The 25,027-nt window shown below is 71.3% G+C and carries 21 protein-coding genes, 1 tRNA gene and 1 riboswitch; of the genes, 9 read left to right on the forward strand and 13 right to left on the reverse strand.

Going from position 1 to position 25,027, the window contains the following annotated elements:
* The first annotated feature begins 8 nt into the window (after window positions 1-8).
* The gene (locus ACFYR0_RS22975; protein WP_389331021.1) at window positions 9-503 is read left to right on the forward strand and encodes a roadblock/LC7 domain-containing protein; all 495 of its coding nucleotides are present in this window, start codon (window positions 9-11) and stop codon (window positions 501-503) included.
* Between the two features lie 13 nt (window positions 504-516).
* On the forward strand, window positions 517-891 hold the full coding sequence (locus tag ACFYR0_RS22980; RefSeq protein ID WP_389331024.1) for a hypothetical protein: 375 nt from the start codon (window positions 517-519) through the stop codon (window positions 889-891).
* A gap of 459 nt (window positions 892-1,350) precedes the next feature.
* Here the strand turns inward: ACFYR0_RS22980 and ACFYR0_RS22985 are convergent, their stop codons facing one another.
* Entirely contained in the window at window positions 1,351-2,193 is an 843-nt protein-coding gene (locus ACFYR0_RS22985; protein ID WP_389331027.1) for a MurR/RpiR family transcriptional regulator, read from the reverse strand.
* A 199-nt stretch (window positions 2,194-2,392) separates the two neighbouring features.
* Here ACFYR0_RS22985 and ACFYR0_RS22990 point away from each other — a divergent pair, with 199 nt between their 5' ends.
* Window positions 2,393-2,827 (forward strand): hypothetical protein, encoded by a 435-nt coding sequence (locus ACFYR0_RS22990; protein WP_389331030.1) that lies wholly within the window; start codon window positions 2,393-2,395, stop codon window positions 2,825-2,827.
* A gap of 439 nt (window positions 2,828-3,266) precedes the next feature.
* On the opposite strand, the gene ACFYR0_RS22995 is transcribed toward ACFYR0_RS22990, so the two are convergent.
* The gene (locus ACFYR0_RS22995) at window positions 3,267-4,655 is read right to left on the reverse strand and encodes a cystathionine beta-synthase (protein ID WP_389331033.1); all 1,389 of its coding nucleotides are present in this window, start codon (window positions 4,653-4,655) and stop codon (window positions 3,267-3,269) included.
* A 149-nt stretch (window positions 4,656-4,804) separates the two neighbouring features.
* Here ACFYR0_RS22995 and ACFYR0_RS23000 point away from each other — a divergent pair, with 149 nt between their 5' ends.
* The 3 genes from ACFYR0_RS23000 (at window position 4,805) to ACFYR0_RS23010 (ending at window position 8,466) form a co-directional block, all read left to right on the forward strand.
* A complete protein-coding gene (locus ACFYR0_RS23000; protein ID WP_389331036.1) occupies window positions 4,805-5,839 on the forward strand; it encodes an SGNH/GDSL hydrolase family protein in 1,035 nt (344 codons plus the stop codon).
* A gap of 344 nt (window positions 5,840-6,183) precedes the next feature.
* On the forward strand, window positions 6,184-7,404 hold the full coding sequence (locus tag ACFYR0_RS23005; RefSeq protein WP_389331039.1) for an acetyl-CoA C-acetyltransferase: 1,221 nt from the start codon (window positions 6,184-6,186) through the stop codon (window positions 7,402-7,404).
* A 282-nt stretch (window positions 7,405-7,686) separates the two neighbouring features.
* On the forward strand, window positions 7,687-8,466 hold the full coding sequence (locus ACFYR0_RS23010) for a hypothetical protein (RefSeq protein ID WP_389331359.1): 780 nt from the start codon (window positions 7,687-7,689) through the stop codon (window positions 8,464-8,466).
* A 355-nt stretch (window positions 8,467-8,821) separates the two neighbouring features.
* On the opposite strand, the gene ACFYR0_RS23015 is transcribed toward ACFYR0_RS23010, so the two are convergent.
* The gene (locus ACFYR0_RS23015; RefSeq protein ID WP_389331042.1) at window positions 8,822-9,127 is read right to left on the reverse strand and encodes a hypothetical protein; all 306 of its coding nucleotides are present in this window, start codon (window positions 9,125-9,127) and stop codon (window positions 8,822-8,824) included.
* Between the two features lie 124 nt (window positions 9,128-9,251).
* On the opposite strand from ACFYR0_RS23015, the gene ACFYR0_RS23020 reads away from it, so the two are divergent.
* A complete protein-coding gene (locus ACFYR0_RS23020; protein WP_356690941.1) occupies window positions 9,252-9,482 on the forward strand; it encodes a DUF4287 domain-containing protein in 231 nt (76 codons plus the stop codon).
* A 112-nt stretch (window positions 9,483-9,594) separates the two neighbouring features.
* Here the strand turns inward: ACFYR0_RS23020 and ACFYR0_RS23025 are convergent, their stop codons facing one another.
* A complete protein-coding gene (locus ACFYR0_RS23025; protein ID WP_386379089.1) occupies window positions 9,595-10,473 on the reverse strand; it encodes a Bax inhibitor-1/YccA family protein in 879 nt (292 codons plus the stop codon).
* 447 nt (window positions 10,474-10,920) lie between these two features.
* A tRNA-Leu gene (locus ACFYR0_RS23030) sits at window positions 10,921-11,003 on the reverse strand.
* Between the two features lie 511 nt (window positions 11,004-11,514).
* Here ACFYR0_RS23030 and ACFYR0_RS23035 point away from each other — a divergent pair.
* Together ACFYR0_RS23035 and ACFYR0_RS23040 are read left to right on the forward strand one after the other, a co-directional pair.
* A complete protein-coding gene (locus ACFYR0_RS23035; RefSeq protein WP_389331045.1) occupies window positions 11,515-12,285 on the forward strand; it encodes an ABC transporter ATP-binding protein in 771 nt (256 codons plus the stop codon).
* Window positions 12,285-14,822: an ABC transporter permease gene (locus ACFYR0_RS23040; RefSeq protein ID WP_389331048.1), complete on the forward strand. Its 2,538-nt coding sequence runs from the start codon at window positions 12,285-12,287 to the stop codon at window positions 14,820-14,822. The genes ACFYR0_RS23035 and ACFYR0_RS23040 overlap by 1 nt, the downstream gene beginning before the upstream one ends.
* Window positions 14,823-14,884: 62 nt before the next feature.
* On the opposite strand, the gene ACFYR0_RS23045 is transcribed toward ACFYR0_RS23040, so the two are convergent.
* The 8 genes from ACFYR0_RS23045 to ACFYR0_RS23080 all read right to left on the reverse strand — a co-directional run bounded on the left by ACFYR0_RS23045 (window position 14,885) and on the right by ACFYR0_RS23080 (window position 24,739).
* A complete protein-coding gene (locus tag ACFYR0_RS23045; RefSeq protein ID WP_389331051.1) occupies window positions 14,885-16,180 on the reverse strand; it encodes a class I SAM-dependent methyltransferase in 1,296 nt (431 codons plus the stop codon).
* Between the two features lie 160 nt (window positions 16,181-16,340).
* Entirely contained in the window at window positions 16,341-17,717 is a 1,377-nt protein-coding gene (locus ACFYR0_RS23050; RefSeq protein ID WP_389331054.1) for an FG-GAP and VCBS repeat-containing protein, read from the reverse strand.
* A 173-nt stretch (window positions 17,718-17,890) separates the two neighbouring features.
* On the reverse strand, window positions 17,891-19,279 hold the full coding sequence (locus tag ACFYR0_RS23055; protein ID WP_389331057.1) for an NAD(P)/FAD-dependent oxidoreductase: 1,389 nt from the start codon (window positions 19,277-19,279) through the stop codon (window positions 17,891-17,893).
* A 447-nt stretch (window positions 19,280-19,726) separates the two neighbouring features.
* Window positions 19,727-20,668 (reverse strand): exopolyphosphatase, encoded by a 942-nt coding sequence (locus ACFYR0_RS23060; protein ID WP_389331059.1) that lies wholly within the window; start codon window positions 20,666-20,668, stop codon window positions 19,727-19,729.
* A complete protein-coding gene (locus tag ACFYR0_RS23065) occupies window positions 20,665-21,267 on the reverse strand; it encodes a DUF501 domain-containing protein (RefSeq protein WP_389331062.1) in 603 nt (200 codons plus the stop codon). The genes ACFYR0_RS23060 and ACFYR0_RS23065 overlap by 4 nt, the downstream gene beginning before the upstream one ends.
* Window positions 21,268-21,359: 92 nt before the next feature.
* Window positions 21,360-21,836, reverse strand: coding sequence for a septum formation initiator family protein (locus ACFYR0_RS23070; RefSeq protein ID WP_389331065.1), 477 nt, complete (start codon window positions 21,834-21,836; stop codon window positions 21,360-21,362).
* Window positions 21,837-21,967: 131 nt separating this feature from the next.
* Complete coding sequence (eno, locus tag ACFYR0_RS23075; protein ID WP_386379163.1) at window positions 21,968-23,254, reverse strand: phosphopyruvate hydratase; 1,287 nt, start codon at window positions 23,252-23,254, stop codon at window positions 21,968-21,970.
* Window positions 23,255-24,025: 771 nt separating this feature from the next.
* Window positions 24,026-24,739 carry a transglycosylase family protein gene (locus ACFYR0_RS23080; protein ID WP_389331068.1) on the reverse strand — a complete coding sequence of 238 codons (714 nt, stop codon included), beginning with the start codon at window positions 24,737-24,739 and terminating at the stop codon, window positions 24,026-24,028.
* 3 nt (window positions 24,740-24,742) lie between these two features.
* Window positions 24,743-24,921, reverse strand: a riboswitch (cyclic di-AMP (ydaO/yuaA leader).
* Window positions 24,922-25,027 lie beyond the last annotated feature (106 nt).

Here is a 25,027-nt window from a genome sequence, read left to right on the forward strand (position 1 = left end):
GAGACCTGATGGCGGCCGAGGCCGAAATACTCGACGAGCTGCGGCGGCTGCGCGCCCGGATGCCGCAACTGACCGGCGCGCTCGCGGCGAGTGTGGACGGACTCGTCCTCGCCCACGACACACCCGGCGTGGAGCCGGAGGGCGTCGCCGCGCTGACGGCCGCCGCCCTGGGCGTCGCCGTACGCACCGCCGACGCCACCGGACGGGGCGACCTGCGCGAGCTGCTCGTACGCGGCCGCTACGGCTACATCGCCACCTACGCGGCGGGCGACACCGCCGTACTGACCCTGCTCGCCCCGGACGGGGTGAGCGTGGGCCGGCTGCATCTGGAGGGCCGCCGGTCGGGCGCGCACATCGGCGACCTCGTGGCCGCCGCCATGGCCGCACCGCTCGCCCGGCCCGCCGCGCGGACCACCACGAGGTCCACCGCGCGGCTCCCGACCCGGACCACGCCGGCCCGCACCACGACCACCGCCGACACCGCACACATCACGGACCGTTGAGAGGAACCACGTCATGGCCAACACCGAGACCGCGCTGAAGGAATGCCTCGCCTCCATCGAGGGCGCGACGGGCGTAGCGCTCGTCGACTACACCAGCGGAATGGCGCTCGGCACCATGGGCGGCAACAAGGGCTTCGACCTGAACGTCGCCGCCGCCGGCAACACCGATGTGATCCGCGCCAAGATGCGCACGATGGAACACCTGGGCCTCAAGGCCGAGATCGAGGACATCCTGATCACGCTGACCGACCAGTACCACCTGATCCGGCTGCTCAGCGGCCGCGCCGGCAACGGCCTGTTCCTCTACCTCGTGCTGGACGGCAAGCGCGCCAACCTGGCGATGGCACGCCACCAGCTGCGCAGGATCGAGGAGACCCTGGAGGTCTGACCCGGCCCCGCACGGCCGGTCCACCCGCACCCAAGGCACATCGCCGCCAGCGGGTTCCCCGAAGAACTCGCGGAACCCCCCACCCCGGCGGGTGCGGGTGGTTCCGCGGCCCCCACCCCGTCCCCGAGCCGCGCGAGGAAGGGCACACCACCGCCCTGAGCGCCCGAGAAACCGCACACCACCGCCCCAGAGGCGCGGGGAACCGCGCGACAAGCCACAACCGGGCCCGCAGCCGGCCAACACGCACAGACCCCCACAATCTGCCCCGAGGGGCGCGGGGAACCGCACAACCCACCACATACGGGCCCGCAGCCGGCCAACATGCAGACCCCCCCCCACAACCTGCCCTTAGGGGCGCGGGGAACTGCGCAACCAGCCACAACCGGGCCCGCAGCCGCCCGACGCGCACAAGCCCCGCCGCCCGGAAGGCGCACGAAGCCCGCCTTCGCAAGGCACCCCTCAGTCCACGAACAGCCCCTGCGCAGCAGCCTTCACATCGAACTCCTCCAGCCGCGCCTGCGCCTCCGGCAGATCGTCACACATCGCCTCCAACAGCATCCGCCCCAACAACATCGGCGCACACGCGGTGTCGAAGGCCAGCCCCGTACCGACCGCGGCCGGCAGCAGCAGATCGGACACCTTGGCGACGGGCGCGAACGCCGAGTCGGCGACGCTCACCACGGTCAGCCCGGCCCCACGGGCATAGGCAAGGGTGTCGACGACCTCACGCGGATGACGCGGCAGCGCGAAGCACAGCAGCGCACTCGCCCCCGCCCGCACGGCCCCGTCGATCCGGTCGTGGATCATCGTGCCGCCCTCGTCGAGGAGCCGTACGTCGGGATGCACCTTGGCGGCGAAGTAGGCGAAGCCGTAGGCCTGCGCGGCGGCGGCGCGCAGGCCGAGCACGGGCAGCGGGCGGGACGCGGCGAGCACCCGCCCCGCCCGGGCGACCGGCTCCGGGTCGGCGAGCGCCTCGGCGAGATGGCGCAGGTTCTCGATCTCGGCCTCGACGGCCTGCTGGTACCCGTTGGCGACGGCCGTGTCCGTGGGCGGCTCGGCCGGGGCCACCTCGCGCAGATGGCGCCGCAGCGCCGGGTAGCCGTCGAAGCCGAGGGCGACGGCGAAGCGGGTGACGGAGGGCTGGCTGACCCCGGCCAGCTCGGCCAGCTCCACGCTGGACAGGAACGGCACGTCGGCGGCACGCCGCACCATGCTGTGCGCGATGCGCCGCTGGGTGGGCGTGAGCCGGTGCCCCTCGAAGAGCGACTGCAGGCGGGCCGCAGGGCTGTCGGTCACGCTCATGACGTGCTCCCCCTCCAGAGTCCGGACTATTCAGCTGCCAAGAACTCTGCATGCTCCTATGCAGCCGGGCAAGTGCCGTCTCACCCCGGGACCCCGCACGCCCGTGCCGTCCCGACCCCTCCCACCCCCGGCCCGCCGGAGGGGCAACCCGGGGGCTAGCCCCACTGCGCGGGACCCCGCCGGTTCCTACCGTGGAGGCATGAGCGGAACGCACGAGCGGGACACCGACCTGAAGAAGGAACTCGACGCGACCCTGCACGCGCGCAGGGAGCTGGGCGAGGAGTACGACTCCGCGCTGGTCGAGTCGTTCCTGGAGAAGGTCGACCAGCGGATCGACGGCGCGGTGGAGCGCCGGGTGCGGCGCCAGCTCGCCGAGCAGCAGATGGCCTCGGCGAGGAACCGCCAGACGTCCGGGGACACCGACTCCTGGGGCGAGCGTTACGGCTTCGGCATCGTCTCGCTGGTCCTGGCGGTCCCGCTGTCCGCGATCGGCGGCGGCATCGCCAACCTGTCGGGCCTGCTGATCGCCTGGACGGGCATCGTCGGCGTGAACGTGGTCCAGGCGGTACGGGTGAACCCGGGCCTCTTCCAACGCCGCCGCAAGTCCAACGACAAAGACCACTGGGAAGACTGACACCAAGTCAAAACAGAAAAGCGCCCACTACCGCAGCCATCAATCGAGCAACCCCGACGGCGAGCAACCAGGTCCGCGAAAGCGGCGCCGGTTCAGGCGCAAAGGGGGCCGCGAAATAGGCGGGGACCGCCGCACCCCCGTTGCCGGGGGGCGGGACGACGGCGGTCCCCGCGGGGGACGCGGGCCGGGTCAGGGCCAGGCGTACGCGTCCATGGCGTCGATGGAGGTCCGGGAGCCGCTCCGGAGGTCCTTGACGCCGTTCGGCGTCGGCCCGGGCGGGGAGCCGCTCCCGCCCTGCCGACACCCACTAATGTGCCGGACGCGTGTTAAGCGGGTGCTGCGCGGACGTGACACGCTCGTACCACTTCCGCGAAGCCGTGCCCACGGCAGGACACCGCAAGTTCGCCGTGGACACGGGCGGTTCACCGGAGGTTCGCCGTCACTTGCCCGTCTGGGCCAGGAAGGCCAGCAGGTCCTGCCGGCTGACCACTCCGGTCGGCTTGCCCTCGACGAGGACGATGGCCGCGTCTGCCTTGCCGAGCACCGCCATCAGGTCGCCGACCGGCTCGCCGGAGCCGACCTGCGGCAGCGGCGAGGACATGTGCTGCTCCAGCGCGTCGTCGAGGGAGGCGCGCTTGTTGAACAGGGCGTCCAGCAGCTCGCGTTCGACGACGGAGCCGACGACCTCGGCGGCCATCACGTCGGGGTGGCCGGCGCCGGGCTTGACGACCGGCATCTGGGAGACGCCGTACTCGCGCAGCACCTCGATGGCCTGGCCGACCGTTTCGTCGGGGTGCATGTGGACGAGGGACGGCATGTGGCCGTGCTCCTTGTCGTTGAGCACGTCGGCGACGCGGGCGCTCGGGCCCTCGTCCTCCAGGAAGCCGTAGTCGGCCATCCACTCGTCGTTGAAGATCTTGCTGAGGTAGCCGCGGCCGCTGTCCGGGAGCAGTACGACGACCACGTCGTCCTCGGTGAGCCGCTCGGCGACCTCCAGCGCGGCCACCACGGCCATGCCGCAGGAGCCGCCCACCAGCAGACCCTCCTCCTTGGCGAGGCGGCGGGTCATCTGGAAGGAGTCCTTGTCGGACACCGGGACGATCTCGTCGGCGACCGTGCGGTCGTAGGCGGTCGGCCAGAAGTCCTCGCCGACGCCCTCGACGAGGTAGGGGCGGCCGGAGCCGCCGGAGTAGACCGAGCCCTCCGGGTCGGCGCCGATGACCTTGACCTTGCCGTCGCTGACGTCCTTCAGATAGCGGCCGGTGCCGGAGATGGTGCCGCCGGTGCCGACGCCCGCCACGAAGTGGGTGATCTTCCCCGCCGTCTGCTCCCACAGCTCGGGGCCGGTGGAGTGGTAGTGGGAGAGCGGGTTGTTGGGGTTGGAGTACTGGTCGGGCTTCCACGCGCCGGGCGTCTCACGCACCAGACGGTCGGAGACGTTGTAGTAGGAGTCCGGGTGCTCCGGGTCCACGGCGGTCGGGCACACGACCACCTCCGCCCCGTAGGCGCGCAGCACGTTGATCTTGTCGGTGCTCACCTTGTCGGGGCACACGAAGATGCACTTGTAGCCCTTCTGCTGGGCCACGATGGCGAGCCCGACCCCGGTGTTGCCGCTGGTCGGCTCGACGATGGTGCCGCCGGGCTTGAGCGCGCCGCTCTCCTCCGCGGCCTCGATCATGCGCAGGGCGATGCGGTCCTTCACGGATCCGCCGGGGTTGAAGTACTCCACCTTGGCAAGGACGGTCGCCTTGATGCCCCTGGTCACGCTGTTGAGCCTCAGCAGCGGGGTGTTGCCGACGAGGCTGATCATCGAGTCGTGGAATTGCACCGTTGTCTCCGGATGCTGCAAAAAGTTGTGGTCGTGGATATTCCGCCAGCCTACGGCCCCGCGGGGTCGTTCACTCGCAGTTGAGATTGACCGACGGTCCGTACGGGGCAAGGAGTGGTTGTACGGGTACGAGGAGGTGGCGGCAACGCATGACCAGGATGTCGAGGGCGAGGGTGGCCCGGCGCATCGCGGCCGGCGCGGCCTACGGCGGTGGCGGGGCGGGGCTGGCGGGCGTGGCCGTGGTGGGGCTGCTGCTGGCGGAGATGCGGCTGGCGAGACGGCATGTGGGCAACGGGGTGAGTCCCCAGGTGCCGAAGGCGCAGGGCTTGTACGGCGCCTCCTATACGGTGCCCGGTGAGCCGCCGCTGCGGCTGACCATGCTGGGCGACTCCACGGCCGCGGGCCAGGGTGTGCGCCGCGGCGGGCAGACGCCGGGCGCGCTGCTGGCGTCCGGTCTCGCCGCGGTCGCCGAACGGCCGGTGCAATTGCGCAACGTCGCGCTGCCCGGCGCCTGCTCCGACGACCTGGAACGGCAGGTGGCGCTCGCGCTGGCCGACCAGGACCGGGTCCCGGACGTCTGCGTGATCATGATCGGCGCGAACGACGTCACCCATCGCATGCCGCCCACCCGCTCGGTGCGCTGCCTGTCCACGGCGGTACGGCGGCTGCGCACGGCCGGCGCGGAGGTGGTGGTCGGCACCTGCCCCGACCTGGGCTCGGTGGAGCCGGTGCAGCAGCCGCTGCGCTGGCTGGCGAAACGCGCCTCGCGGCAGCTCGCGGCCGCCCAGACGATCGGCGTGGTCGAGCAGGGCGGCCGTACCGTGTCGCTCGGTGATCTGCTGGGCCCGGAGTTCGCGGCCAACCCGCGCGAGCTGTTCGGCCCCGACAACTACCACCCGTCCGCCGAGGGGTACGCCACCGCCGCGATGGCGGTGCTGCCGACCGTCTGCGCGGCCCTCGCCCTGTGGCCGACCGAGGACGAGAGGCCGGACCTGTCCCGCAACGAGGGCTTCCTGCCGGTGGCCCGCGCCGCGGCCGAGGCGGCGTCGGAGGCGGGCACGGAGGTCACCGCGGCGATGCCGACCGGCCCACGCGGCCCCTGGGCCCTCCTCAAGCGCCGCCGCAGACGCCGCGTCCAGGAACCAGAACCCTCCCCGTCACAGACCCCGGCCCACCCGTCATAACGCCCCAGCTGCAGCCACCCCAGGGGCGCGGGGACCTGCGCAGCCCTTCAGGAGCGCGAGGAACCGCGCGATCTTTCTGGGGGTGCGGGGACCTGCGCAATCCCTGAGGGACGCGGGGAACAGCGCAGCCTTGAAGGGGCGCGGGGAACTGCGCGATCTCTGAGGGGCGCGGGGAACTGCGCGAACGCCCCCACAAACCCGCACCCGCCCACAGCCGGCCGCCCCCACCCACCTAAGCAAGCGCTTGGAAAAGAGGCCCTCATCACACACCGATACCGGTGACCGACAGCCTACGTACCGGTAATTTCGCCCGGGAAGCCCTACCGACGTCGTCTGGAGCCGTGATGCCCGAAGCCGTGATCGTCTCTGCCGCCCGCTCCCCCATCGGCCGCGCCTTCAAGGGCTCCCTCAAGGACCTGCGCCCGGACGACCTCACCGCCACGATCATCCAGGCCGCCCTCGCCAAGGTCCCCGAGCTGGACCCGCGCGACATCGACGACCTGATGCTCGGCTGCGGTCTGCCCGGCGGCGAGCAGGGCAACAACCTGGGCCGGATCGTCGCGGTGCAGATGGGCATGGACCACCTGCCGGGCTGCACGATCACCCGCTACTGCTCCTCCTCGCTCCAGACCTCCCGCATGGCGCTGCACGCCATCAAGGCCGGCGAGGGCGACGTCTTCATCTCGGCCGGTGTCGAGGTGGTCTCCAGCTTCGTCAAGGGCAACTCCGACAGCCTGCCCGACACGCACAACCCGTTCTTCGCCGAGGCCGAGGCCCGCACCGAGGCCGTCGCCGCGTCGACCGGTTCCACCTGGCACGACCCGCGCGAGGACGGCCTCGTGCCGGACGCCTACATCGCGATGGGCCAGACCGCGGAGAACCTCGCCCGCCTCAAGGGCATCACCCGCGCGGAACTGGACGAGTTCGGCGTCCGCTCGCAGAACCTCGCCGAGGAAGCCATCAAGAAGGGCTTCTGGGAGCGCGAGATCACCCCGGTGACCACCCCCGACGGCACGGTCGTCTCCCAGGACGACGGCCCCCGCGCGGGCGTCACCCTGGAGGGCGTCTCGGGCCTGAAGCCGGTCTTCCGCCCCGACGGCCTGGTCACCGCCGGCAACTGCTGCCCGCTCAACGACGGCGCCGCCGCCCTGGTGATCATGTCCGACACCAAGGCCCGCGAGCTCGGCCTGACCCCGCTCGCCCGCATCGTCTCCACCGGCGTCTCCGGCCTGTCCCCGGAGATCATGGGCCTCGGTCCGGTCGAGGCCTCCAAGCAGGCCCTCACCCGCGCCGGCCTGACCGTCGACGACATCGACCTGGTCGAGATCAACGAGGCGTTCGCCGCGCAGGTGATCCCCTCCTACCGCGACCTCGGCATCGACCTCGACAAGGTCAACGTCAACGGTGGCGCCATCGCCGTCGGCCACCCCTTCGGCATGACCGGCGCCCGCATCACCGGCACGCTGATCAACTCCCTGCAGTTCCACGACAAGCAGTTCGGTCTGGAGACCATGTGCGTGGGCGGCGGCCAGGGCATGGCGATGGTCATCGAGCGCCTGAGCTGACCGACCCGGGGTGACCGCGAAGGCACCCACCGTCACGCGGCGGCCCGGACTCCGAGAACCCCTCGGACTCCGGGCCGTTTTGTGATCCAATCTCCCTCAGGATGTGACCTATCTCCCTCCAGAACGGGATACCCGCAGCTCAGCGCCGTTTCGTACCAGACCCCGGACTGAAGAACCTGTCCGTTTCGTGACGTTACGCACTGACAGCTGGTTAGTCCGCCCTTCAAGCTGTTGTAGGAAGTCGGGGGTCGACTTTGAACCGGGAGTACGTCAGTGAGCGCCATGCCGATCGCCTTGCTGGTCACCACGGCCGCCACCGGCGCCGTGGGCGTCGCCGTCCTGCGCAGCCTCGCGGGGCTGCGTCGCCAGGTCGCCGCCCTGCGCACCGAGCTCGCTGAGGGCCGCGCCTCCGTGCGCGCCCTCGTGCCCGCCGCCCGTGGCAGCGCCGACGCCGACGAGATACGCGCCGCCGTCGCCGAGGCGCTGGCCGAGGAGCGCGAGCGCGAGCTGGCCGAGGCCCGGGCCTTCTGGGCCGCGCAGGAGGCCCGTGACGCCTCCGACGCGCCCTCGCTGCTGGGCCTGGCCGACAACGATCTGTTCCTGCCCCGCCAGTCGGACTTCGTGGGCATAGAGCCGCTGGAGCCGGTGACCGAGGCGGGCGTCGAGGCCGACGAGTTCGCCGGGGAGTCTCCGGAGCTGGCCGCGGCCCGTCGCCGCCACCCCTCCCACCCGGACTTCGTCCCGGTGGCCTCGCCCGTGGTCAACGACCACGAGCGCACCCTCACCACGCTGGAGGACCTCGCCGCCTCCGAGACCGAGCTGACCGACGTCCGGCCGGGGCCGCTCGGCACGCTCGACGTCTATGTCTTCGCCGACGGCACGACGCTGTGCATGACGCCGGGGCACAAGGAGACCGCGGAGCGGTTGGCGTCCGCCCTGGGGGCCGGGCAGAAGCCTCACCTTCTGGGGGGCTCGGGGATCTCCGGTGCGTACACACTCACGTTCGTGTGTGGCGAGGAGAACGTGTACGTCCTGGCCGACCGGGTCATAGCGTCCCTCTGAGGTGCGGGTGACCGCGTGCGCCCCGTCGAGGGCGGTGCGTGTCCGGCCGCGGGCTGTCGTGGGCTTGTCGCGCAGTTCCCCGCGCCCCTGAGAGAGCGGGGCGTCGTCATTCGGCCGCGGGCCGTCGTCGGGTTTTCGCGCGGTTCCCCGCGCCCCTGAGAGAGCGGGGCGTCGTCATTCGGCCGCGGGCCGTCGTCGGGTTTTCGCGCGGTTCCCCGCGCCCCTGGGAGGGCTGGTGCCGTCGTTCGGCCGCCGGTCGTCGTGGGTTTTCGCACAGTTCCCCGCGCCCCTGGGAGAGCCGGGCGTCGGGGGTTCGCGCAGTTCCCCGCGCCGCTGGAGGAGTGGGCGGCTGTGGTCAGACGCCGGCTCTTTTCTGGGCCTCCTCGATCAGGCGCACTGCCGAGGCGACCTCGTCGTCGGTGTGCAGGACCACCGCGAGGTCACGCGCGGCGACCGTCACCTGGTCCGCGGCGGCGAACATCCCCGCGTCCGGCATGTCCCGGGGCTCCAGCCCCTCAAGCTCCTGCGCCCACCGGGCCAGGGACCTCGCCAACTGCAGGGCCTCCGCCGCGCCGCTGCGCTGCAGCCTGCTCTGCGGTGCCGCCCTCAGCCGGTCGGCGAAGTGATCCACGGCCTGGATGAGCCCCGTCGTATCAACCACCCCGCGAGACTACGCGCCGCGACAGCACAGTTGCCAATACGCGAGCGCACTGTTGCCAACACGCGAACGCTCAGGCACGGTGACCTGAAGGACCGGCTTACATCCCCTGCGTCCGGAGGCGCCGATGTCCCACGTCCTCTCCGAGGAGACCCACCGCAACATGCTCGCCCGCATCCCGCACTGCACCGGTCGTGAGGTCTCCGACTGGCTGCGCACCGTCGAAGAAGGCCCCTCCCTCTTCCGCTTCGAGGAGAAGGTCAGCTGGCTGCGCCACGAGTACAACCTCGCGTACGGCCACGCCAAGGCGATCGTCCACGAGTACGACCTGAGGAGGGCCGCGCGCAAACTGCTCTGAGCGCGCAGGACGGACAGGACCACACCGAGACGGCACGAAGACGCCGAAGGGCCCCGGGACGACCCCGGGGCCCTTTCACGTCAGGCGATCAGGTGCTCAGCGGCACCGCTGATCAGTCGTCACCGCTGAAGATGGCGACCAGACGCAGCATCTCGACGTAGATCCACACCAGCGTCATGGTCAGGCCGAAGGCGGCCAGCCAGGACTCCTCGCGCGGCGCGCCGTAGGCGATGCCGTCCTCGATCTGCTTGAAGTCGAGCGTCAGGAAGAAGGCGCCGAGCACGATGGCGAGGATGCCGACGATCGCGCCGAGCGGGCCGAAGCTGCGCAGTCCGCCGTCCTCGGCGACACCGAAGACGACCAGCAGGAGGTTGACCGCCATGACCAGGATGAAGGCCATGGCGATCGCCATGCCGATGCGGGCGTAGCGCGCGGTGACCCGGACCCAGCCCGCCTTGTAGACGACGAGCGTGGCGGCCGAGACGGCCATGGTGCCGAGCACCGCCTGGAAGGGCGCGCCGGACCAGCGGCTGTTGAACATCTCGCTGATCACGCCGAGGAAGACGCCCTCGAAGGCGGCGTACGCCAGGATCAGCGCGGGCGAGGCCTTGCGCTTGAAGGACTGCACCATCGCCAGCACGAACGCGATGAGCGCGGCGCCGATGGCGAGGCCGTAGCTGGTCGACGACACCGGCAGCAGGACCCACGCGAGGACGGCGCCGAGCGTGACGGTGCCGAGCGTGAGTCCGGTGCGCATGACGACGTCGTCCATCGTCATACGGCCGGTGGTGGCCGGGGCCTGCGGCGGGGTGCCGTACTGAAGGTCCTGCTGCGCGTAAGGGTTCTGCGCGTAGGGGTTGCCGCCCGCCGGCTGGGCGTACGGGTTGCCCTGCGTACCGACAGCCCCGGCCTGCGGCGCGGTGTTGAAGCCCGCGTAGCCGTTGTCGCGGCTGAACCCCCGTCGCGAGAAGACCGGGTTGCTGCTCCTCATTTCACTCCTCCATGGCCGCACAGCGCGGCCTTGGCTCAAGAGTAATGGAAAGGCAAAGGGAAGACCCTAGTGCTTGGGGAGGATCTTTCCCCTGTTGTGCTGCACAACACGCTACGCGGCCCGGTGATTCCCGCCACTGCCGGGGCGTGCTCATGACGAACCCGGTACACATCCGGAACCGGCCGGAGACCGTCTCCCCGGCCGCGGGGAGGAGCACCCGCGGCGGTCGGACGACCGACCCCGCCGGGAGGACGGGACACCTCCCGCCTCGAGGACGGTGCGCCTCCTGTCGCGAGGACGGGGGGACACCTCTCCGTCGCGAGGACGGGGCGCCCCCGGCCCGGGAGTGGATCGCACCCCCGACCCCGGAGTGGGCGCCCCCCGGCCCCGGAGTGTTCGAGGGAATAGAACGAAGGTTCGTTCACGGGGGCGGATCGACATCGGAGGTGCCCGGAACCGGACTCGAACCGGTACGCCCGCGAGGGGCAGCGAGGTTTAAGCTCGCCGTGTCTGCATTCCACCATCCGGGCAGGCCATTGGGCTCCGCTTCGAGGTTCGAGCCTATCGGGACGCGTCCCCCGAACAGCGGGCGTACGACCCGATGTTGTCTTATTTTATTGATGTCTGAGTGAGCATCAGACCACGGTACGGGCCATCCGCACTCGCCAATAGCCTTGCGTGCGGCAGGGTGCCGTGCATGCGGAATGACGGAATTTCACCGTCTCGACCGATGGGGTCTGTGAGGTCCGGACCGTCACTCCGTCAGGACCCCGTCAGAACCCCGTCGGGCCTGGCTCAGGGCTCCGTTCACCCTCCGGTCGTTCTCCACCGGAACTCGAGTGGAACTCGAGCCGGTTCCGCGCCCGCCTCCGCGGCGGCTCTCGAGTAGGGGTCGACCGTCATCCCCAGGTATGACGGCCGGGCGCCCGGTGCGACCGCAGACTGCCCCGGGAACCGGAACAGCGGCTGACTCCACGCGCTCCCCGCGCCGGGACGATGGACACGTCCCCCGACATCCCGTCCCGACAGGAGCGCCTCCCCGTGACCACGACCCCTCTCGCCGACCGCGCCACCGCGGTGGCCGCACGTGCCACGGAGCTGTCCAAGATCTACGGACAGGGCGAGACCCAGGTGGTCGCCCTGGACCGGGTCTCCGTCGAGTTCCACCAGGCCCAGTTCACCGCGATCATGGGCACCTCCGGCTCCGGCAAGTCCACGCTGATGCACTGCGTGGCCGGCCTCGACAGCTTCTCCTCCGGATCGGTGCGCGTCGGCGACACCGAACTGGGCTCCCTGAAGGACAGGCAGCTCACCAAGCTGCGCCGGGACAAGATCGGCTTCATCTTCCAGGCGTTCAACCTGCTGCCCACGCTGACCGCGCTGGAGAACATCACGCTCCCCATGGACATCGCGGGCCGCAAGCCGGACAAGCAGTGGCTGGACACCGTCATCGAGATGGTCGGCCTGTCGGGGCGGCTTTCACACCGGCCCTCGCAGCTCTCCGGCGGCCAGCAGCAGCGGGTCGCGGTCGCCCGCGCGCTCGCCTCCCGGCCCGACATCGTCTTCGGCGACGAGCCCACCGGAAACCTCGACTCCCGCTCCGGCGCCGAGGTGCTCGGCTTCCTGCGCAACTCCGTGCGCGAGCTGGGCCAGACGGTCGTGATGGTCACCCACGACCCGGTCGCCGCCGGGTACGCCGACCGCGTCGTCTTCCTCGCCGACGGCCGCATCGTGGACGAGATGTACGACCCGAGCGCCGACACGGTCCTCGACTTCATGAAGCAGTTCGACGCGAAGGGCCGTACCTCCTGATGTTCCGCACCGCCCTGCGCAACGTCCTCGCGCACAAGGCCCGGCTCCTGATGACCGTGCTCGCCGTGATGCTCGGCGTCGCCTTCGTCTCCGGGACCCTCGTCTTCACCAACACCCTCTCCAGCGCCCTCCAGAACAGCTCCGCCAAGGGGTACGACCAGGTCGACGTGGCCGTCGCGCCCGAGCACCGGGCGGCCTCCGGCGACCGGGTCGGCGAGACGCCCCGGCTGACGCAGGCCCTGCTGCGGGCCAGTGCCGAGGTACCCGGCGCCGCCTCCGCCACCGGTGTGGTCACCGGCTTCACCGCCATCGCCGACAAGGACGGCAAACTCGTCGGCGGCGGCTTCCAGTCCCAGGGCAGCAACTACTGGGACGCCTCCGGCAGGCCCGACGCGCGCTACCCGCTGACCGAGGGCCGCGCCCCGCACGGCGCCGGCGAGGTGCTGCTCGACTCCCGCACGGCCGACCGCGCCGGCTACCGGGTCGGCGACACCGTACGGCTCTCCGTCGACGGGCCCGTGCTCACGCCGGAGGTCACCGGAATCTTCACCACCGACGACGGCAACGTCGCCGCGGGCGGCAGCCTCGCCCTGTTCGACACGGCCACCGCCCAGCGGCTGTTCGGCAAGCCCGGCACCTACGACCAGATCGAGGTGAAGGCCGCCGCCGGCACCTCCCAGGCCACGCTGAAGTCCGCCCTCGACAAGGCCCTGCCGAAGGACCTCGTGGAGACCACGACCGCGCGGCAGCTCGCCGACGAGCAGGCGGAGATGATCTCCGCCTCGATGAGCGGGCTGAAGCAGGGCCTGCTGGTCTTCGCCGGGATCGCCCTGTTCGTCGGCACGTTCATCATCGCCAACACCTTCACCATGCTGGTCGCCCAGCGCACCAGGGAACTGGCCCTGATGCGCGCGGTCGGCGCCTCTCGGCGGCAGGTCACGCGGTCGGTGCTGATCGAGGCGTTCGTGGTCGGCGCGGTCGCCGGTGTGACCGGACTGCTCGCGGGCGTCGGGATCGGCGCCGGGCTGCGCGCGCTGATGGGCACCCTCGGCGCGACCGTCCCCGACGGCCCGCTGGTCGTCTCCCCCGGCACGGTCGCCACCGCCCTCGCGGTCGGTGTCGTGATCACCATGCTGGCCGCGTGGCTGCCCGGCCGCCGCGCCGCGAAGATCCCGCCGGTGGCGGCGATGAGCAGTGTGCACGCCAAGGCGACCGCCAAGTCGCTGGTGCTGCGCAACATCCTCGGCGCGCTGTTCTCCGCGGCCGGTGTGGCGGTCGTTCTGACCGCGACGACGATGGACGGCTCCGACGGCCAGGCCCCCATGGGTCTCGGCGCGGTGCTGCTGATCATCGGCGTGTTCGTCCTGACGCCGCTGCTGTCGCGCCCGCTGATCGCGGCCGCCGCCCCGCTGCTGAGGGTGTTCGGTGTCTCAGGAAAGCTGGCCCGGCAGAACTCGGTGCGCAACCCGCGCCGTACGGCCGCCACGGCGTCGGCGCTGATGATCGGCCTGACCCTGATCACCGGCATGACCGTGATGGCGGGCAGTCTGCAGAAGTCGATCGACAAGATGGCCTCGTCCTCCCTGAAGGCCGACTACGTCGTCACCATGGCCAACGGCAACGACATGGCCCCTGACGTCGAGGAGCGGCTGAGGAAGGTCGAGGGCGTCAGCGCCACCAGCCCGATGCGCAACTCCCCCTCCCGGATCGACGGCGAGACGGAGTTCCTGACCGGTGTCACCGGCTCCGCCATCGGCTCGCTCACCGACCTCCCCGTCGAAAGCGGCTCCTTCACTGTCTCCGGGGCGAAGGCGGTGGTCGACGACGAGACCGCGAAGTCGCACGGCTGGCGGGCCGGTTCGGCCTTCACCGTGGCCTACGAGGACGGCGCCCGGCAGCGGCTGACGGTGGCCGGCGTCTACCAGGGCAACGACATGATCAGCGGCATCCTGGTGGACAACGCCGCGCTCGCCCCGCACCAGGACGAGCCCCGTGACATGACGGTCATGGTGAAGACGTCGCAGGGCACCTCGGATGCCGTCAAGGACCGTCTGGAGAAGGCCCTCGGCGCCAACCCGGCGATCCTCGTCCAGGACAAGCAGGACATCTCCAACGAGATCGCGAAGATGTTCACGCTGATCCTGAACATGGTCTACGGCCTGCTGGCCATGGCCGTGATCGTCGCGGTCCTCGGCGTCATCAACACCCTGGCGATGTCCGTGTTCGAGCGCTCCCAGGAGATCGGCATGCTCCGCGCGATCGGCCTGGACCGCCGCGCCGTGAAGCGGATGGTCCGGCTGGAGTCGCTGGTGATCTCCCTGTTCGGCGGCGTGCTCGGCATCGGTCTGGGCGTGTTCTTCGGCTGGGCCGCGGGTGAGCTGCTGGGCACCCGGATGGCGACGTACGAACTGGTCCTGCCCTGGAGCCGGATGGGGCTGTTCCTGCTGCTGGCCGGGGTGGTCGGGGTGCTGGCCGCGCTGTGGCCGGCCCGCCGCGCGGCCCGTCTGAACATGCTGACGGCCATCAAGTCCGAGTAGCCGCGGCGGCCGTGGGGAAGGGGACCCGTTCTGTGGAGTGGGTCCCCTTCGGTGTGCGGAGGTCAGTGCCAGGTGCGGGGGCGCAGCGGCAGGCCGGAGTCGCCGGGGGCGGCGGCGCGCACCGCGAGCACCTGGTTGACGCCGATGCGGTTGTGCTCGAAGGCGAGCGCGCAGGCGGCCATGTAGAGGTGCCAGACGCGGGCGCGGCCGGGCCCGGCCAGACGCGCGGCGCGGTCGAGGCCGGTCTCCAGGTTGGTCACCCAGCGGCGCAGGGTGAGGGCGTAGTGCTCGCGCAGCGACTCCACGTCGCGGACCTCGAACCCGGCCCGTTCCAGCTGGGTGACGGTGACGCCGACGGGCTGGAGCTCGCCGTCGGGGAAGACGTAGGCGTCGATGAAGGCGTCGACGTGGTAGGCGGCCTCGTCGCCCTGCGGGCGGCGGGCGATCTGGTGGTTGAGCAGGCGTCCGCCGGGCTTGAGGAGGGCGTGCAGCTCCCGGGCGTACTCCAGGTACTTCTCGGCGCCGACGTGCTCGGCCATGCCGATGGAGGAGATCGCGTCATAGGGTCCGTCGGCGACGTCCCGGTAGTCCTGCACCCGGATCTCGACGCGGTCGGTGAGTCCCTCGTCGGCGACGCGTTTGCGGGCGTAGGCGGCCTGTTCCTGGGACAGGGTGACCCCGACGACGCTCACGCCGTGCTCCCGGGCGGCGTGGATCGCCATCGAGCCCCAGCCGCAGCCGACGTCGAGCAGCCGCTGACCGGGGCTCAGACCGAGCTTGCGGCTGACGAGTTCGAGCTTGTCGCGCTGGGCGTCCTCCAGGGTGGCCCCTTCCCCGGCGGCTCGCCAGTACGCGCAGGAGTACACCATCGAGGGGCCGAGGACGAGTTCGTAGAAGTCGTTGCCGACGTCGTAGTGGTGGCTGATGGCGCGGCGGTCGGTGCGGCGGGTGTGCAGATGGCCGGGGCGGCGCACCTCCTCGCGCGGCGGGGCGGGCGGCAGCCCGGGCCCGGCGAGCCGGAACAGCCCGGCGACGGCCGACCGTACGCCGGGGTCGCGCAGGGCCTCCAGGGCGCCGCGGGTGTTCTCCCCGCGCTCCCAGACGAGGCCGGCGACCAGGTCGAGGACGGCGTAGAAGTCGCCCTCGACCTCCAGGTCGCCGGCCACCCAGGCGCGGGCCAGGCCGAGTTCGCCGGGCTTCCACAGCAGCCGGCGCAGCGCGCGGCGGTTGCGGACCACCAGCACCGGTGTGTCCGGCGGGCCCGCCTGCGAACCGTCCCAGGCGCGGATTCGGACCGGGAGGGGGACTCCCAGCACCTGTTCGAGAAGGCTCTGAAGCCGCGGCGCGGCGTCGGCCATGGCGCACACCTCCGATCGGGGCGTCCCCGGCTCGGCGGAGGGGTGCGGCGGGGAGCGCGGTCCCGGAATGTCTGACACCACGTAAACACCTGCGCCCCCGGCCCGCAGTCCCCCACGCGCGTCACATCCGGGCAAATCCTCCGCAGGGAGGCCCCTTCCGCTACTGCGGGAACGTCGCCGCGACGGGGAGCGTCTGCGTGGAGGCGCCGGAGACGCCCTGGGCGCTCGCCTTCAGCAGCAGGCTGGTCGGAGCGTCGGCCGGTCCCGTGAACAGGTCGGCGTCGCCGTCGCGGTCGAGGTCGCGCAGGCGGACGTGGAACCCGAACCGCTCGTAGGCCGTGAGGTTGCCCGGAACGCCTGCCGTGGCCCGGGTGATCCACTGCGAGCCGGTGCCGGTCAGGCCCTGCCGGCCGCCGCGCAGGATGTGCAGTCCGCCGGCCTGCGCGGCCGTGCCGACCTTCTCCTCGGGCACCGACACGGCGAGGTCCGGGTAGCCGTCGCGGTTGGTGTCGCCCGCGGAGAGGTCGTTGCCGAAGCCCTCGTTCGCCGCGGCGACCGTGGCCACGCCCGCGGTGGACTGGGCGAGGCGGTACTTGGTGCCGGGGCCGGTCGAGGTGCCGCGGACGACCACCACCGAGCCCGCGCCGTTGCCGTAGCGGGTGTCGGAGACGGCGAGGTCGCCGTAGCCGTTCCTGTCGAAGTCGGCGATGACGCCGGTCGGGTCGTAGTCGGGGAGGGTGCCGTTGATCGCGGTGATCCTGCCGCGCTTGACGGTGGGGCCTCCGGCCAGGAACCAGGCGTCCTGGGTCATCCTGTTGTTGCGGTAGCCCTGGCCGAGGACGTACAGGTCGGTGGCGCCGTCCTTGTTGACCCGTCCGGCGACGAGGCCGGTGGGCTCCAGGGTGACGGTGATGTCCGGCCGGTGCCTGGTGACGGGGCCGGTGGTGCCGGTGGTGGAGAAGCCGCCCCGGTATACGGAGACCGTGTCGACGCCGTCAGCGACGGCCAGGTCGGGCTTGCCGTCGCCGTTGAAGTCGCCGGTCTCCAGTTCGTTGCCGAACCCGTAGTAGCTGGCGGGGGTGTTCTTCAGGCGGGTGGCCTTGGTGCCGAGGCCGGAGGGCGCGCCCCACATGATGGTGACCGCGCCCGCGGCGACCTTGGTGCCGACCTTCTCGGAGTTGTCGGCGACGGCGAGGTCGGCGTAGCCGTCCCGGTTGAGGTCGGCCGCCGCGAGGTCCTCGCCGAAGCCGTCGGCGTACCCGCCCGCGTCCCCGGCGGTTCCGGGCACGCCGGCGCTGTTCTGGGTGAAACGCTTCTTCACGGTGCCGGGGCCGGTGGCCGTCCCGTAGGTGACGGTGAACTCGCCCCAGCCGGGCGCCGCGTAGTCGCGGAAGCCGTCGCCGTTGAAGTCGTCGGCGAACCTGGCGGGCGCCGCGGCCGCCGGGGCCGTGGAGAGGGCCAGTGTCCCGCCGGCCGCGACGGCTACGGCGACGGCCGCCACGAGGGCGGCGCGGAGCGGGCGGGGGGTGGTGCGCATGAGCATGTGTCTCCTGCTGACGGGACGGCCGCACGGTGATCGACTGCGGCGCAACACCAGGAAGACACCCGGGCGGGCGCGAGGGTTGTACGCGGCTCGCCGCCTTGTGCCCGGTATGCCGAAGGGCCTCCCGCACCACGGATGGCGGGAGGCCCTTCGGGACGACCGTGAGGTCAGGAGGCCTTGGCCTTCTCCTCGGTCTTCGGAGCGGCGGCGGCCAGGGCCGGAGCCGGCTTGGCGGCCTCGTAGAACTCCTCGCGGGGAGTCTCCAGGGCGCCGAGGGAGACGACCTCGCGCTTGAGGAACATGGCGAGCGTCCAGTCCGCGAAGACACGGATCTTGCGGTTGAAGGTCGGCATGGCCAGACCGTGGTAACCGCGGTGCATGTACCAGGCGAGACGGCCCTTGAGCTTGATCTTCATCTTGCCCATGACGATCATCGCGACGCCCTTGTGCAGGCCGAGACCGGCGACCGCACCCTTGTTCGCGTGCTCGTAGTCCTTCTGCGGGAAGCCCCGCATACCGGAGATCACGTTGTCGCCGAGGACCTTGGCCTGGCGCAGCGCGTGCTGGGCGTTCGGCGGGCACCAGGCGTTCTCGTTGCCGGCCTTGCGGCCGACGAGGTCCGGGACCTGGGCGTTGTCGCCGGCGGCCCAGATGTAGTCGGTGCCCTGGACCTGGAGGGTCGTCCGGGTGTCGACGTGGCCGCGGGGGCCGAGCGGCAGACCGAAGCGGGCGAGGGCCGGGTTGGGCTTGACGCCGGCGGTCCACACGATCGTGTTGGAGTCGACCTCCAGCCCGTTCTTCAGCACCACGTGGCCGTCGACGCAGGAGTCCATCGAAGTGGAGAGGTAGATCTCCACACCGCGGCTCTCCAGGTGCTCCTTGCCGTACTGGCCGAGCTTGGGGCCGACCTCGGGAAGGATCTTGTCGGCGGCGTCGACGAGGATGAAGCGCATGTCCTCGCGGGAGACGCTGGTGTAGTACTTGGCCGCGTCGCGGGCCATGTCCTCGACCTCACCGATGGTCTCCGCGCCGGCGAAGCCGCCGCCGACGAAGACGAAGGTGAGCGCCTTGCGGCGGATCTCCTCGTCGGTGGTGGAGTCGGCCTTGTCGAGCTGCTCCAGCACGTGGTTGCGCAGGCCGATGGCCTCCTCGATGCCCTTCATGCCGATGCCCTGCTCGGCGAGGCCGGGGATCGGGAAGGTGCGGGAGACCGCGCCGAGGGCGATCACCAGGTAGTCGAAGGGCAGCTCGTACGCCTCGCCGACCAGCGGGGCGATCGAGGCGACCTTGCGGTCCTGGTCGATGCTGGTGACCCGGCCGGTGAGGACCTCCGCCTTGGGCAGCACGCGTCGCAGCGGGACGACGACGTGGCGCGGGGAGATGCTGCCGGCGGCGGTTTCGGGGAGGAAGGGCTGGTAGGTCATGTACGACCGGGGGTCGACGACCGTGACGGTCGCCTCTCCGTAGCGCATCTTCTTCAGGATGCGCCGAGCGGCGTACAGGCCTACGTACCCACCGCCTACTACGAGGATCCTGGGACGCTCCGTGGTGCTCATGCCATCGAGTATCCACCCGCCCCTGGACCGTCGCTCGTGCGCCCCTTCACAAGCTTCTCCGGGGGTTGTGTTACACTCCGCGACCCACGTGACCCAGGCCACGTTGCGGACAGGGAACGATGATCCGCTACGACCCGTTGTCAATGCCGCGTGAGCTGGCTCTCCCGGCCTCGGGAGCCGTCGTGAGGCCCTCGTGACGCCCCGGTGACCATCACCCCCGAACACGACCCCGTCTCGCATTCGAAGGCCCTCCGGGCCCCCGGAACGGCCTATCGGAGGCCCTTCGGGGGCTCTCGGAGTCGAATTCCTTGTGAAGAACTTCACGAACTTTTCCGCGGAGGTGGCCCGAAGGGCCCCTTGAAGGGGCCCCGGACGCGCTCATACGGTACGCGGAATGCTCAGCCGATTACTACCGATCGGTAAGAAACGCCCTGGTGAGCGCCGGTTTCAGGCCACCGACCAGGCGATGCCGTCGAGGATGTCGTGCTCGCTGACCACGACCTCCGCGGCACCGATCCGCTCCATGACCGACAGCAACACCAGCGCACCCGCCGCGATCACGTCGACCCGGCCCGGGTGCAGGGACGGGATCGCCGCCCGCTCGGCGTGCGTGGAGCCCAGCAGCCGCCCGGTGATCTCGCGGACGGTGTCGTAGGAGACCCGGGAGTGGTGGATGGCCGCCGAGTCGTACTCGGGCAGCCGCTGGGCGATGGCCGACACGGTCGTCACCGACCCGGCCAGGCCCACCAGCGTGTGCGCCTCGCGCAGCGGCACGGTCTCCTCCGCCAGGTCGAGCGCGGCCTCGATGTCGGCCCGCATGGCGGTGATCTGCGCCTCGGCGGGCGGGTCGGTGACCTGGCCCTCGTGCGCCAGATGACGCTCGGTCATCCGCACACAGCCGATGTCCACCGAGCGCGCCGCGCGCACGTGCTCCTCACCCACGACGAACTCGGTCGAGCCGCCGCCGATGTCCACCACCAGGAACGGCCGGCGCAGGTCGGCGCGCCCCGTCAGCTCCCTGGTCGCCCCGGTGAAGGAGAACTCCGCCTCCTGGTCGCCGGTGATGACCTCGGGCTCGACGCCGAGGATGTCCAGGACCCCGCGCACGAAGTCGTCGCGGTTCTCCGCGTCCCGGGAGGCGGAGGTCGCCACGAACCGGAGCCGCTCGGCCCCGTGCTCCTTGATCACGGCCGCGTACTCGCGGCAGGCGGCGAAGGTCCGCTCCAGCGCCTCCGGCGCCAGCCGACCGGTGCGGTCGACGCCCTGGCCGAGCCGCACGATCGTCATCCGTCGGTCCAGGTCGACCAGTTCCCCGGTCGCCGGGTCCGCGTCGGCGACCAGCAGGCGGATGGAGTTCGTACCGCAGTCGATGGCGGCGACACGGGTCATTTGCCGTCCTCCTCGTCCAGGGGCCGCGCGGTGAACCGGCCGTCCACCGTCACGTCCGTCAGCGCGCCCTCGCCGCACGGCGAGCCGGGCGGCGTCACACAGGCGCCCTTGCTCCACCACTCGGGCAGCAGCGCGAGGGCCTCGTCGCCGAGCGGGTTCACCCCGGGGCCGGCCGCCAGCGAGTGCGCGACCAGGACGTGCAGGCACTTGACCCGGTCCGGCATGCCGCCCGCGCTGGGGAAGTTCTTCAGCTCCTCGATCTCGTCGCGGCGCCGGATGTAGTCCTCGTGCGCGGCACGGTAGGACGCGGCCAGCTCCTCGTCGGTGCGGAGCCGCTCGGTCATCTCCTTCATCAGACCGCTCGCCTCCAGCGTGCCGATGGCCGAGTTGGCCTTGGGGCACGTCAGGTAGTAGAGCGTCGGGAAGGGCGTGCCGTCGGGCAGCCGCGGGGCGGTCTCCACGACGTCCGGCTGACCGCACGGGCAGCGGTGGGCGATGGCGCGCAGCCCGCGCGGCGGCCGTCCGAGCTGCTGCTCGAAGGCCTCGACGTCCGCGTCGGTGGGCTCGGTGCGGGGGGTGGTCGGCGGGGGCGTTTCCATCAGGCCTGAAGGTGTCTTTCTGCTATCGGTTCATCGGTCCTGGCGCCGGACCGTCATCGGTTCGACGGCCGGGGCGCGGGACCGTCATCGGTTCAACGGTCCGAGGCGTCGGACTTGTCGACGCCGTCCCAGACGTTGGAGTACCAGGGGCGGTCGGCCGCCCCCGTGTCGGCACGGGACTGCCTGGCCGCGTCCGGGTCGACCACGATGTACCCGGTCTCGCCGGGCATCACGTAGTGCAGCCGCTGCCGGATCTGCTGCTCGGCGTACGCGTCGTCCTGCCAGCGCGCCTTGAGGTCGCGCAGTTGCTCGACCCGCTCCTGGGCCTGCTGCCGCTGCCGCTCCATGTCGGCGATCTCGGCGCGCTGGGCGACGTACTGCCGCATCGGGTAGGCGAGCGCCACCACCAGGGTGCAGACGACCAGGGCGAGCAGCGCGGCCCGGCCGGTGAGCCGGGAGCGGCGGGCCTGGCGGCGGGTCTGGGAGCGGTAGACACGGGCCGCGGTCTGCTCGCCGAGCAGCCGCAGCCGGGTCGCGGTGGAGAACCGGTCCCGGTCCTTCACGGCCATGTTTGCCCGCCTCCCGTTCACGCGCGTACGTCCCCGCACACGGTACGGGACCGAGTACGGGGACGTACGTACGACGCCTCGCAGGAGGCGGTGGCTCAGCCGTGCGTCGGGCCTGCCGGCCCGGGCGGGCCTCAGCCCTTGAAGCGCGGGAAGGCGCTGCGGCCGGCGTAGACCGCGGCGTCGTCGAGGATCTCCTCGATGCGCAGCAGCTGGTTGTACTTGGCGACGCGGTCCGAGCGGGCCGGGGCGCCGGTCTTGATCTGTCCGCAGTTCACGGCGACGGCGAGGTCGGCGATGGTGACGTCCTCGGTCTCGCCGGAGCGGTGGGACATCATGCACTTGAAGCCGTTGCGCTGGGCCATCTCGACGGCGTCCAGGGTCTCGGTCAGCGAGCCGATCTGGTTCACCTTGACGAGCAGGGCGTTGGCGGTGCCCTCCTCGATGCCGCGGGCGAGACGCTCGGGGTTGGTGACGAAGAGGTCGTCGCCGACGATCTGGACCTTGTCGCCCAGCTTGTCGGTGATGATCTTCCAGCCGGCCCAGTCGTCCTCGAACAGCGGGTCCTCGATGGAGACGAGCGGGTACGCCTCGACGAGCTCGGCGTAGTACTCGGTCATCTCGGCGGCGGAGCGCTCCTTGCCCTCGAAGGTGTAGACGCCGTCCTTGTAGAACTCGGACGCGGCCACGTCGAGGGCGAGGGCGATCTGCTCGCCGGGGGTGTAACCGGCCTCCTTGATGGCCTCGAGGATGAGGTCCAGGGCGGCGCGGTTGGACTCCAGGTTCGGGGCGAAGCCGCCCTCGTCGCCGAGGCCGGTGGACAGGCCCTTGGTCTTCAGCACCTTCTTGAGGGTGTGGTAGACCTCGGCGCCCCAGCGCAGGGCCTCGGAGAAGGACTCCGCGCCGATGGGGGCGATCATGAACTCCTGGATGTCCACGTTGGAGTCGGCGTGCGAGCCGCCGTTCAGGATGTTCATCATCGGAACGGGCAGCAGGTGCGCGTTCGGGCCGCCCAGGTAGCGGAAGAGGGGCAGGTCGCTGGCCTCGGAGGCGGCGTGGGCGACGGCGAGGGAGACGCCGAGGATGGCGTTGGCGCCGAGCGAGCCCTTGTTGTCGGTGGCGTCCAGGTCGAACATCGCCTGGTCGATCAGGCGCTGCTCGGTGGCGTCGTAGCCGACGAGCTCCGGGCCGATCTGCTCGATCACGGCGAGGACGGCCTTCTCGACGCCCTTGCCGAGGTAGCGGTTGGGGTCGCCGTCACGGAGCTCGATGGCCTCGAAGGCACCGGTGGAGGCACCGGACGGAACGGCGGCACGACCCGTGCTGCCGTCGTCGAGGCCGACCTCGACCTCGACCGTGGGGTTGCCTCGGGAGTCCAGGATTTCCCGGGCTACGACGACGTCGATGGACGGCACGAGCATCTCCTTCATGGATGTGACGCGGTGGGCAGGCCGCGGGTGTGGCTCTGCGAGACGAGCCTAACCGGCTCCGGCCGATCGGCCAGCCGATGGCTCATCACGTGGACGGAACCGAGAGTAAATTGTTTCTGAACGGAACAAAAGCGTTCCCGGATACGTCTCCGAACTTGGCGGAAACGGGGCTGGCCGCGGAGGTGGGCGACCGAGGGGTGGCTCGGGGCCGTCGCTGGTGGCGGTGGGGTGGGTCGGTGGCGTGGGTCTGCCGGGTGGGTCTGCGGGGGCGCGGTGTTGCGGGTGGTGGGGCGGGTCGGTGGCATGGGTCTGCCAGGTGGGTCTGCGAGGGCGCGGTGTTGCGGGTGGTGGGGCGGGTCGGGGACGGGAGCCCTGCGGGCGGGACAGGTGTCCGGACATGACTCCGCCCCGGCGCGTACGGGGGAAGACGCGCCGGGGCGGGGGCATGGGGGACGGGGGCGGCACCGTGAGGCCGGGAAGCCTGTGGGGACGGGCGACCCCGTGGGCCGGAACGGCCGGTGAGGGGAGGCGAGGCGGAGGCGACTCCGCGGACCGGGGGTCCGTGGGGGGCGGGTCCGTGGGGGCGGGGTGACCTCGTGACGCCGAGGACGTCCCGGGGCCGGAGGCCCGGGGGCTTGAGCGGCCCTGGGGGATCGAAAGTGGTCCGGGGCGGTCCGGGCTGTCCGGTGGGGGCCGGGACAGCCCGGGGCCGGGTGCGGCCGGGGCCCGGTGGGAGCCGGGCCGCGGCGGCCGCGCGGCGGACTACTTCAGGTGCAGCTGCTGACCCGGGTAGATGAAGTCCGCGTCGTCGACGATGTCCTGGTTCAGCTTGAACAGCTTCTGCCAGCCGCCCTTGACCTTGTGCTTCTCGGCGATGGTGCTGAGGCTGTCGCCCTTGACGACCTTGTACTCGCCGTCACCCTTCTTGACCTTCTTGCCGGTCGGGGTGGTGACGGTCTTCTTCGCGGCCGACTTCTTGACGGCGGGGCGCTCCTGCGAACGGGAGGCGCTCTGCTGCTCGGTCGAGCGAGTGTCGGTGCTGGTGCTCGGCTGCGACTCCGGCTGCGCGGGGGCGGCCGGGGCGGCGGAGCCACCGTCGTACGCGGCGCTCGACAGGCCGACGCCGCAGACCGGCCAGGCACCCTTGCCCTGGCCCGCGAGGACCTTCTCGGCGATCTGGATCTGCTGGGACTTGCTCGCCTGGTCGGCGGTGGCGGCGTACTGCGTGCCGCCGTAGGCGGCCCAGGTGGAGGCCGAGAACTGGAGACCGCCGTAGTAGCCGTTGCCGGTGTTGATGGACCAGTTGCCGCCGGACTCGCACTGGGCGACGGCGTCCCACTCGGAGGACGTGGCGGCGGAGGCGCCGCCGGCCGCGATCAGCGGGGCGGCGACCGCGGCGCCGGTCACACCGGCGATGGCGATGGCGCGAGTGGCCTTGGACGGACGACGGTGCTTGCCCTTGCCGGAAAACAGCATGGAGGATCCCCTCACCGACGCCTGCGAGGTGAGCTGTCGGGTTCGGGCCGGTTGAGTTGCCCGGCCGCGCACTCCTCGGTGCGCGGCTTCACCCCAAGCCGGTTCCGGCGTCGAGTCACCTCGACTGCCGGGCCCGGCACTTACCTTGGGTCCCCCGCTCCTGCCTACGGCGCTTACGCGACGACTGTTCCCGGATGGCGCCACTGGCAGGATTCGGCGTTGCGGCGACCGGGGCTCACGTTGGCGAGCGGTCACGACCGTAGACACGCGATTGGCGGAATTTCAAAG

This window comes from Streptomyces sp. NPDC005017, from assembly GCF_042873115.1.
GTDB lineage: Bacteria > Actinomycetota > Actinomycetes > Streptomycetales > Streptomycetaceae > Streptomyces.